Source organism: Pseudomonas sp. 18.1.10, assembly GCF_024655625.1.
In the GTDB taxonomy this organism is placed as follows: Bacteria; Pseudomonadota; Gammaproteobacteria; order Pseudomonadales; family Pseudomonadaceae; genus Aquipseudomonas.
In genome coordinates this window covers 1-10055 of record NZ_JANLGL010000195.1, presented here as the reverse complement: position 1 = coordinate 10055, position 10055 = coordinate 1, and the positions used below count along the sequence as shown (strand labels likewise).

At 64.0% G+C, this 10055-nt stretch carries 7 protein-coding genes and 2 pseudogenes; 6 read left to right on the top strand and 3 right to left on the bottom strand.

Annotated elements, in window-relative coordinates; translation table 11 throughout:
* Positions 1–84 precede the first annotated feature (84 nt).
* The 3 genes from NUV89_RS23875 to NUV89_RS23865 all read right to left on the bottom strand — a co-directional run bounded on the left by NUV89_RS23875 (position 85) and on the right by NUV89_RS23865 (position 4661).
* Complete coding sequence (locus NUV89_RS23875; protein WP_257783262.1) at positions 85–297, bottom strand: hypothetical protein; 213 nt, start codon at positions 295–297, stop codon at positions 85–87.
* A 234-nt stretch (positions 298–531) separates the two neighbouring features.
* A complete protein-coding gene (gene aguA / locus NUV89_RS23870) occupies positions 532–1638 on the bottom strand; it encodes an agmatine deiminase (protein ID WP_257783261.1) in 1107 nt (368 codons plus the stop codon).
* A 122-nt stretch (positions 1639–1760) separates the two neighbouring features.
* Positions 1761–4661: an aminotransferase gene (locus NUV89_RS23865; RefSeq protein ID WP_257783260.1), complete on the bottom strand. Its 2901-nt coding sequence runs from the start codon at positions 4659–4661 to the stop codon at positions 1761–1763.
* Between the two features lie 151 nt (positions 4662–4812).
* On the opposite strand from NUV89_RS23865, the gene rfbB reads away from it, so the two are divergent.
* The 6 genes and pseudogenes from rfbB to NUV89_RS23835 all read left to right on the top strand — a co-directional run bounded on the left by rfbB (position 4813) and on the right by NUV89_RS23835 (position 9976).
* The gene (gene rfbB, locus NUV89_RS23860) at positions 4813–5895 is read left to right on the top strand and encodes a dTDP-glucose 4,6-dehydratase (protein WP_257783259.1); all 1083 of its coding nucleotides are present in this window, start codon (positions 4813–4815) and stop codon (positions 5893–5895) included.
* 26 nt (positions 5896–5921) lie between these two features.
* Positions 5922–6125: pseudogene (locus NUV89_RS23855) on the top strand (glucose-1-phosphate thymidylyltransferase); the annotation flags it as partial.
* A 38-nt stretch (positions 6126–6163) separates the two neighbouring features.
* Positions 6164–6307: pseudogene (locus NUV89_RS23850) on the top strand (sugar nucleotide-binding protein); the annotation flags it as partial.
* A 35-nt stretch (positions 6308–6342) separates the two neighbouring features.
* A complete protein-coding gene (locus NUV89_RS23845; protein WP_257783258.1) occupies positions 6343–8151 on the top strand; it encodes an ATP-binding protein in 1809 nt (602 codons plus the stop codon).
* Entirely contained in the window at positions 8148–9524 is a 1377-nt protein-coding gene (locus NUV89_RS23840; protein WP_257783257.1) for a sigma-54 dependent transcriptional regulator, read from the top strand. The genes NUV89_RS23845 and NUV89_RS23840 overlap by 4 nt, the downstream gene beginning before the upstream one ends.
* The gene (locus NUV89_RS23835; RefSeq protein ID WP_257783256.1) at positions 9521–9976 is read left to right on the top strand and encodes a thioesterase domain-containing protein; all 456 of its coding nucleotides are present in this window, start codon (positions 9521–9523) and stop codon (positions 9974–9976) included. Before NUV89_RS23840 ends, NUV89_RS23835 begins: the two co-directional genes overlap by 4 nt.
* Positions 9977–10055 lie beyond the last annotated feature (79 nt).

The window sequence follows — 10055 nt, the reverse complement described above, 5'->3', positions numbered from 1 at the left end:
ACGGTGGATCAGGCAACACATCTGTGCCTGACAGACCGCTTTCGCGAGCAAGCCCGCTCCCACATTTCTGAATTGCAGTGTTCTTTAGTTTTTCAGCAGATCGCACAACACGTGCACTTCATCCTCACTGAACAAACCCACCGGATACCGCTCGCTCAACACGCTGCGCAAATCACGCAGCCTGCTCTTCCGTGAGCCGTTTTCCTTCAACCAGAGCCCCAGTGCTTGGATCGCGTCGCCGTTGACCCGCATCGGGTGAAAGGTGCGCGTGTACATCAGGTTGATTTGAGGACTCATTTCAGCGCTCTCTCCTACTGCTTGAGCGGCCAACTTACTCAAGGTTTATGACAGAACTGCATAGTCATAACCCTCGAACACTGTCGCACCAGCGATACAAGAGCTATGCCAACCCCCCGATTTTGTAGGCATTTACCCACAAAAAAGCCCGCGACCTTGCTGGGCCGCGGGCTTGCCATGGGTACCGGAATTGCTCAGTGCCCGGTCACCGTCATGCTGCTGTTACAACTGCACTCACTTTTTCTGCGGAGCCGGCTGTTGTTGGGTCAGGCAATGGATATTGCCGCCACCCAGTAACAGTTCGCGGCCTGGCACCATCACCACTTCGTGCTGCGGGAACAGGTCCTGGAGGATCTTCTTCGCCGGGCCGTCCATCGGGTCATCGAAGCTCGGTGCGATGATGCCGCCGTTGACGATCAGGAAGTTCACGTAGGAACCGGCCAAACGTACGGTCGGATTACGCTCCTGCGAACCGTCCACCGCGTCGACACCGGCGCATTCTTCCTCGGTGGCGTACAGCGGCCCCGGAATCGGCATTTTATGCACGGTGAACGCGCGGCCCTGGGCGTCGGTGCTGCTTTGCAGCACGTCCATGGCCGCGTGGCAGCGCGCGTAGTTCGGGTCTTGCGCGTCGTCGGTCCAGGCCAGCAGCACTTCGCCGGGGCGTACGTAGCAGCAGAAGTTATCCACATGGCCGTCGGTTTCGTCGTTGAACAGGCCGTCCGGCAGCCAGATGATCTTATCCACAGCCAGGTTGGCGCTGAGCACCACCTCGATCGCCGCGCGATCCAGGTGCGGGTTGCGATTGCGGTTGAGCAGGCATTCTTCGGTGGTAATCAGCGTGCCTTCGCCGTCCACGTGGATCGAGCCGCCCTCCAGCACGAAGCCTTCGGTGCGGTAGCGCGGCGCGCGCTCGATTTCGAGGATCTTGCCGCCCACCTGCGAGTCGCGGTTCCACGGGGCGTACAGGCCGCCGTCAAACCCGCCCCAAGCGTTGAAATCCCAGTTCACGCCGCGCACTTCGCCACTGTTGTTGATAACGAAGGTCGGCCCGGTGTCGCGCACCCACGCGTCGTCGCTGGACATTTCCACCACGCGGATATTCGGCACATCCAGGCGCGCACGGGCGTTTTCGTACTGGCCCGCAGACACCGCCACGGTCACCGGCTCAAAACGCGCAATGGCCTTGGCCACCGCCACATGCGCCGCCTGCGCCGGCTTGCCGCCCAGGCGCCAGTTGTCCGGGCGCTCGGGCCAGATCATCCAGGTTTGGGTTTGTGGCGCCCATTCGGCAGGCATATGAAAGCCATCGGCGCGTGGGGTGCTGTGCAGGGTGGTCATGGCAATCAAGACTCCGAATGGGGGTAAAGGCCGACTTTATAACGGATAAAAATCGGCTTTAAAAGCACTCAAGGATCATCGGCGATAAATATGACAATAAATAGCCGATAAGAATCGATTAACTACAATTGCTCACTGAGCACCTTCGACAGCATGTCGACGAAGAAATCCACACTGCGTTTAGAGGTAACCATCGGCGGCTTGATCTTGAGGATGTTCAGATAATCCCCCGTTGGCTGCATGAAAATGCCCAGCTCGCGCAGGCGATCACACAGCAGCGCGGTTTCTTCAGTGGCCGGTTCCAGGGTCTGACGGTCGCGGACCAACTCCAGGCCCAGATAGAAGCCGGAACCATGAACCGCGCCCACCAATGGATGAAGTTCGATCAGTTCTTCCAGCCGCGCCTTGAAATGCCCGCCAACCACCTGGGCGTTTTCCCACAGCTGTTCTTCGGCCATCACATCCAGCACCGCCATGCCGATGCGGCAACTGACCGGGCTGCCCCCCGACGACGAGAAGAAATACCCCTCGGCCTCCAGCGCCTCGGCGATGTCGCGACGGGTAATCACCGCGCCCAACGGCTGACCGTTGCCCATGCCCTTGGCCATGGTGATGATGTCCGGCACCACGCCCTGTTCCTCAAAGCCCCAGAAGAAGTGGCCCATGCGTCCGTAACCGACCTGCACCTCATCGGCGATGCACACGCCGCCCCGGGCGCGCACCAGCCCATACACCTGCTGCAAATAGCCCGGCGGCAACGAGATGCCGCCGGCATTGCCGTACACCGGCTCGCAGATGAAACCCGCCAGTTGGCGTTTGCTCGCGGCGATTTTCGCCAGGTTGTGTTCCACGCTTCGTACGTAGTCCGGCGCACTGTCCGGCCCACGGAACTCGCCGCGATAGGTATTCGGCGCGGTCACCGGGTGCACCCAATCCGGGCGGCTGCTCAACGCCTGGGGGTTGTCGGCAATCGAGGTGGACACCGCATCCGCCGCCACCGACCAGCCGTGATACGCCTCCAGCACGCTGAGCATGTCGCGCCCGCCGCTGTAGGCCCAGGCCAGGCGGATCGCCAGGTCATTGGCTTCGGTGCCGCTGTTGACCAGGAACACCCGGTCCATGCCTTCGGGCGCCAGCGCCAGCAAGCGCTCGGAAAATTCCGCAATCGCCGCGTAGTGGAAACGCGAGTTGGTATTGAGCAGCGACCACTGCCGCGCCGCCACCGCCGCCATGCGCGGGTGACCGTGGCCGAGCACCGCGACGTTGTTGAGCATGTCCAGGTAGGAACGGCCCTGCATGTCGATCAAGTGGTTGCGCCAGCCGCGCTCGATGCGCGGCGGGTCGACGTAATAGTGTTTTTGCGAGCGGGCGAAGCTGGCATCGCGGCGCGCCAGCAAGGCCTCCGGGTCCAGCTCGGGTTCGGCGTCGCAGGCCAGCCCCAGCAGCGTCGCGGGCGATGGACACAAGGCTTGCCAGGCCAACGCCCGCGACGGCGTGCAGAACAGCGGCGGTTCCAGCTCGGCGCGGCACAGTTGCACGGTCAACGGCGCATGCACTTCACCCAGCACTTGGCCCTCGACCAGCAGCGCGCCAGCGTTCAACACGGTGTTCACGCCCCATAAACGCAGGCTCAACTCAACGCCCTGCACGCTGACCAAGCCGTCCGCGCCGTGCTGCAACGTCCCGGCGAAAGGCACTTCCAACAGCGTGCCGTGGGGCAAATGCAGCTCCACATGCAGCGGGAACGTCGCCGGTTCAACGGCGCTGTCCGGGCAGGTCTGCGACAGCCGATACTGGCCATACCGGCTGGCCGCCAGCCCATGCACCGCCGCCGCCTCGTCCAGCAAGCGGCGATCAATCCCCGGTTGCTCCCAGTTGCCCGCCTCGAAATGCGGGCTGAGCACGCCGAGGTCGATCAAGGCAAATTCGCGCCCCACCAGCCCCGGCAACAACGGCGCAAAATCCTCGCTGGCCACCGCCGGCAGGTCCTCGCCGACACTGCGCAGAATCGCCGCCTCCATCAACTCGAACGGCACGGACGTGGCCACGTGGAAGATTTCCCACTCGTGCTCGGCGTTTTTCAGCAGGTAAGCGTTATCCGGGTCCAGGCATTGCTGTTGCTCGCTGCTCAACACCAGCACCGCCGCACGCGCGACGATCAGCGGCCACAGCGCCTGTAGCTCCGCACGCTGCAACGGCGTCACCGCGTGACACGCCTGGATCGCCGGCAAGATCGCAAAGGGGTCGCCCTCGGCGTGATGCAGCAACGCCGCGCAGGTCACCGACAGGTCGGCAATGCGCCAGGTGTGCACCAGGTCGCCGAAATCAATCACGCCCTCGACCTGCCACTGCCGCGCGGCATCACGCTGCCACACGACGTTGTCATCGGTGATGTCCATGTGCACGGCTTGCCACGGCAATTGCTCCGCCAGCGGCCGGATGCGCGCCTCAACCTGCGCGGCGACCTGTTCCAGCTCGGCGCGGTGCGGCAGCTCTGGCAAGGTCGCCAGCAAATACGCGATCAGCTCCAGCGCGTGGCGCGGGTCCCACTGCAACGTGCGCTCCAGGCCCGGATGAGTGAAATCCGCCAAGGCCAGGCTCATCCGCCCGCACAGCTCACCAAAGCCCGCGATCACCTCGCGCCCCAGGTGCGGCAGATGGGTCAGCGGCTGGCCGTCGATGTAGTCGAGCAGGCGTAGGTGAAACGTTTGCCCGTCGAGGGTGACGGTCAGCAGTTCATCGCCGTTCAACGCCTTGACCACTTTGGGCACGCGCACGCCTTGCAGGCAATTGAGCGCGGCGTGCTGGGCCTGCAACTCCACGGCGGCGTAATCGCCCCGGCAGATTTTCAGAACAAATCGGCCGCGAGGGCTGTCCACCCTGTAATTGAGGTCTTGCTGGCTGCCCAATGATTGCAAGGTGCCAGCCAGCCCATAATGCTGCGCCAATAATTGCGCTGCCTGCTCGGGGCCCACTTGCGGGCACGGTAAACTGGCACGGTGAATCAACGTGGCGAGCAGCATCGGGGGCAACCTCGGTATTTTTATCAGGCGCTTAGTTCGCCATTGTTCAGGGGGCTTGTGCAACCCCCCGACACATCCTGCCCTACCCCGCGCGGCAACACAGGCTATGCTCCATTCGCTAAATGTCCGTCAAAAGGAAAAGGGCCCCGACATGCGCATTCTCATTACCGGTGGCGCCGGTTTTATCGGTTCTGCCCTGGTACGTCACCTGATCCAGCACACCGAGCATGAAGTGCTCAACCTCGACAAACTCACCTACGCCGGCAACCTGGAATCGCTGACGTCCATCGCGTCCAACAGCCGCTACGAGTTCGTCCAGGCCGACATCATCGACCAGGCCACCGTCAGCGCCGTGCTCGCGCGCTTCGAGCCGCAGGCGATCATGCACCTGGCGGCCGAGTCCCACGTCGACCGCTCCATCGACGGCCCGTCGGATTTTATCCAAACCAATATCGTCGGCACCTACAGCCTGCTGGAAGCCACCCGGGGTTATTGGCAGACCCTCGATCCAGCGGCGAAAAGCGCATTCCGTTTCCACCACATCTCCACCGACGAGGTGTACGGCGACCTGCACGGCGTAGACGACCTGTTCACCGAAACCACGCCCTACGCCCCCAGCTCGCCCTACTCCGCGAGCAAGGCGGCGTCCGACCACCTGGTGCGCGCCTGGCAGCGCACCTACGGCCTGCCGGTGCTGCTGACCAACTGTTCCAACAACTACGGGCCGTTCCACTTCCCGGAAAAACTCATCCCGCTGGTGATCCTCAACGCCCTCGCGGGCAAGCCCTTGCCGGTCTATGGTGATGGCTTGCAGGTGCGCGACTGGCTGTACGTCGAAGACCACGCGCGGGCGCTGCTCAAGGTGGTGACGCAAGGCGTGGTGGGCGAGACCTACAACATCGGCGGCCACAACGAGCAAAAGAACATCGACGTGGTGCGCAGCATCTGCGCGCTGCTGGAAGAACTGGCGCCGCAGCATCCGCCCGGCGTGGAGAACTACGCCGACCTGATTACCTTCGTCAAAGACCGCCCCGGCCACGATCAGCGCTACGCCATCGATGCCGGCAAGATCCAGCGCGAACTGGGCTGGGTGCCAGCGGAAACCTTTGCAACCGGTCTACGCAAAACCGTGCAGTGGTACCTGGATAACCTGGACTGGTGCCGCAGGGTCCAGGACGGCAGCTATCAGGGTCAACGATTGGGCAACACCGACATGAGGGATCTGATCGCATGATGAAAGGAATCGTACTGGCCGGTGGCTCCGGCACTCATGACAGCCTGCTGGACGCCTCGCAGTACGTGCAAACGATCGAGCGCCGCCAGGGCCTGAAGGTCGCGTGCCTCGAAGAGATCGCCTACGCCAGCGGCTGGATCGACCGCGAGCACTTGCTCGAACGCGCCAAGTATTTCGGCAAGACCAGTTACGGCCAGTACCTCTACTCGCTGCCGGGAGACACCCCGTGAGCCAGCACGGCCAAGTCTCCCAGGCCCTGCAACAAGGCGCGATCCCCTCCAGCGCCTACCCCACACCCGCACAGCGCCCGCTGAACTCGCGCCTCGATTGCAGTCGCCTGCAACAGCAGTGGCACGTCAGCCAGCCCCACTGGCAGGACGCATTGCGCGAGTGTCTTGACGCGCAGCACTAGGCATAATGCGCCTGTACCCACAGGCGCCGACTCCCATGACTCCAACCCTCCCGCGAAGACCCCGCTGGCGCAGCCTCGCCCTGTTGGCGTTGTGCCTGGCGCCGCTGCTGTGGCCGCTGGAGCATCTGGCCGAGCGTTATTACCGCAACGAACTGGCCGGGCAGAACCGCCAGACCCTCGACCTGTACGTCGCCAACCTGCTCGGCACCCTGCACCGCTTTGAGGTGCTGCCGCAGATCCTCGGCGACTTGCCGGCCCTGCGCACGGCGCTGGACGCGCCGCAGGTGAGCACCAACCTGACCAACGCCAACCAGTTGCTCAAGGACGTCGCCGCCCAAGCCGGGGTCGAAGTGATGTACCTGATGGACACCCACGGCAAGACCCTGGCCGCATCGAACTGGGATAAACAGGACAGTTTCGTCGGGCGCAATTTTTCCTTCCGGCCGTATTTCAGCGAAGCCATGGCCGGGCGCCTGGGGCGGTTCTTCGGCCTGGGCACCACCTCGGCCAAGCGCGGCTACTTCTTCGCCGCCGCGGTGCGCGATGGCGACACCATCATCGGCGTGCTGGTGGTCAAGGTCGACCTGGACCACACCGAAAGCCTGTGGGGCAACACCCCGGAACAACTGCTGGTGACCGACCACAACGGCGTGGTGATCCTCACCTCACGCCCGCAATGGCGCTTCCGTGCGACCCGCCCGCTGACCGCCGAAGAGCGCCAGGCGATCATCGCCATCCAGCCCTATCCGACCCGCGATCCGCAGCCGCTGACGCTCAGCTCCACGGCGTGGCTACGCCAATCCACGGCGATTGCCGAGACCGGCTGGAACGTGGAAATCCTCGCGCCGCAATCCTTGATAAACCGCCCGGTGCGCACCGTGGTCGCCGTCGGCGGCGCAACGTTGCTGGTGCTGATGCTGTTGCTCGGCTTGATGATGCAGCGCCGCCGCCACTACCTGGAACGCATCGCCTTCGAAGCCAAGGCACGCCGTGAGCTGGAAGCGCGGGTGGTCGAGCGCACCAGCGACCTCGAAGGCCTGAACCGGCGCCTGAAACAGGAAGTGCTGGAGCGCGAGCAGGCGCAGCAGGAACTGGTGCGCGCCCAAGATGACCTGGTGCAGGCGGGCAAACTGTCGGCGCTGGGCACCATGTCGGCGAGTATCAGCCACGAGCTCAACCAGCCGTTGGCGGCAATCCGCAGCTATGCGGAAAACGCCGAGATCCTCCTCGACCACCAGCGCACCGACGATGCGCGCGGCAACCTCAAGCTAATCAGCGAACTGACCGGGCGCATGGCGTCGATCATCGCCCACCTGCGCGCCTTTGCCCGCCGCGACCGGCATGCGCCGGAAAGCGTCGGCCTGCAACCGGCGCTGGACGACGCGCTGGCCTTGCTGGCCAAGCGGCGGCGCTCGATGGAAGTCGAGCTGATCCGCGACATGCCCGAGGCGACGCTGTGGGTGCAGGCCGGCGAAACCCGCCTGCGCCAGGTGCTCGGCAACCTGCTGGCCAACGCCCTCGACGCCCTCACCGAAAAAGGCCCGCCGCGCAAACTCTGGCTGAGTGCCGAAACCACCGAACAGGGCGTCAACCTGTACATTCGCGACAACGGCCCGGGCTTTTGCATGGAAGCCCTGGGCCGCGCCAGCGAGCCGTTCTACACCACCAAGACGCGTACCCAGGGCCTTGGCCTCGGCCTGGCGATCTGTGACACCCTGATGCGTGCCTTTGGCGGTGAACTGCTGTTCGCCAACCACAAGGAAGGCGGCGCGCTGTTAACCCTGAAATTGCGTGCCGGCTCGCCGGGCGTCAGTCTGCAACCGTCCGAGGACCGCAGCGTATGAGTATCGACAACGGGATTCAGGTGGTGTTGATCGACGACGATCCACACCTGCGTCAGGCCCTGTGCCAGACCCTGGACCTGGCCGGGCTGAAAGTCCTGCCCCTGGGCGAAGCCAGCGGCCTCACCGCGCGCCTGTCGCGGGATTGGCCGGGGGTGGTGGTCAGTGACATCCGCATGCCCGGCATGGACGGCCTGGAGCTGCTCGCCGAACTGCACGGCCAGGACCCGGACCTGCCGGTGCTGCTGATTACCGGCCATGGCGACGTGCCGCTGGCGGTGCAGGCCATGCGCGCCGGTGCTTATGACTTCCTGGAAAAACCCTTCGCCAGCGACGCCCTGCTCGACAGCGTGCGCCGCGCCCTGGCCCTGCGCCGCCTGGTGCTGGATAACCGCAGCCTGCGCTTGGCCCTCAGCGACCGCCAGCAACTGAGCACGCGCCTGGTGGGCCACTCGCCGCAAATGCTGCGCCTGCGCGAGCAAATAGGCGCCCTGGCGGCGACCAAGGCCGATGTGCTGATCCTCGGCGAGACCGGCGCCGGCAAAGAAGTGGTGGCGCGGGCGTTGCACGACCTGTCGAGCCGGCGCACCGGGCCATTTGTGGCGATCAACGCCGGCGCCCTCGCCGAATCAGTGGTGGAAAGCGAGCTGTTCGGCCACGAACCCGGCGCGTTTACTGGCGCGCAGAAACGCCGCATCGGCAAGTTCGAATTCGCCAACGGCGGCACGCTGTTCCTCGATGAAATCGAAAGCATGAGCCTGGATGTGCAGGTCAAGCTGCTGCGCCTGCTGCAAGAGCGCGTGGTGGAACGCCTGGGTGGCAATCAGCTGATCCCGCTGGATATCCGCATCATCGCCGCCACCAAGGAAGACTTGCGCCAGTCGGCCGACCAGGGCCGCTTCCGCGCCGACTTGTATTACCGCCTCAACGTCGCCTCGCTGCGTATCCCGCCCCTGCGCGAGCGCGGTGAGGATGCATTGATGCTGTTCCAGCACTTTGCCGATGAAGCCAGCAGCCGCCACGGCCTGACCCTGCACGAACTGCAACCGGGCCAGCGCGCGCTGCTGCTGCGCCACAGCTGGCCGGGCAATGTGCGTGAATTGCAGAACGCCGCCGAACGCTTCGCCCTCGGGCTGGAGTTGGCGCTGGACGCTACGCCGGACAATCCCTTTGCCAGCGTTTTGACCTCAACGTCGGGCGGCTTGAGCGAGCAGGTCGAGCAGTTCGAAAAAAGCCTGATCGCCGCCGAACTGACCCGCCCCCACGGCTCCATGCGCAGCCTCGCCGAAGCCTTGGGCGTACCGCGCAAAACCTTGCACGACAAACTGCGCAAGCACGGCCTGAACTTTGCCAACCAAAGTGGTGACGACGAATGACCCACGCCAGCGATGACCTGGAATCGGTGCTGCACCACGACATCCCCCTGACCCGGGAGATGGGCCTCAAAGTGCGCGGCTGGCAGCACGGGAGGCTGGAGTTGCACCTGCCGTTGCAGGCCAATATCAACCACAAAAGCACCATGTTTGGCGGCAGCCTGTATTGCGGCGCGGTATTGGCGGGGTGGGGCTGGCTGCATCTGCAGTTGCGCGAGGAAGGGATTGAAGACGGGCATATCGTGATTCAGGAGGGGCAGATCAGTTATCCGCTGCCCGTCACCCGCGATGCGAACGTTGTGTGCGAGGCGCCGGAGGAGAAAGTGTGGAAGCGGTTTGTGGCGACGTACAAGCGGTACGGTCGCGCGAGGTTGACGCTGGAGACGTGGATTGTGAATGAGGGTAGTGAAGACCGCGCAGTAGCCTTCACCGGCCAGTACGTCCTGCACCGCTAAAAGCCTCCACACAAAACCAACGTGGGAGCGGGCTTGCTCGCGAAAGCGGTGTGTCAGTCACCGGATATTTAGCTGACAC

Excerpts from the sequence above, each read along its gene's own strand:
- NUV89_RS23875 (WP_257783262.1), bottom strand. The coding sequence starts at position 297 with ATGAGTCCTCAAATCAACCTGATGTACACGCGCACCTTTCACCCGATG.
- aguA (WP_257783261.1), bottom strand. The coding sequence starts at position 1,638 with ATGACCACCCTGCACAGCACCCCACGCGCCGATGGCTTTCATATGCCT.
- NUV89_RS23865 (WP_257783260.1), bottom strand. The coding sequence starts at position 4,661 with ATGCTGCTCGCCACGTTGATTCACCGTGCCAGTTTACCGTGCCCGCAA.
- rfbB (WP_257783259.1), top strand. The coding sequence starts at position 4,813 with ATGCGCATTCTCATTACCGGTGGCGCCGGTTTTATCGGTTCTGCCCTG.
- NUV89_RS23845 (WP_257783258.1), top strand. The coding sequence starts at position 6,343 with ATGACTCCAACCCTCCCGCGAAGACCCCGCTGGCGCAGCCTCGCCCTG.
- NUV89_RS23840 (WP_257783257.1), top strand. The coding sequence starts at position 8,148 with ATGAGTATCGACAACGGGATTCAGGTGGTGTTGATCGACGACGATCCA.
- NUV89_RS23835 (WP_257783256.1), top strand. The coding sequence starts at position 9,521 with ATGACCCACGCCAGCGATGACCTGGAATCGGTGCTGCACCACGACATC.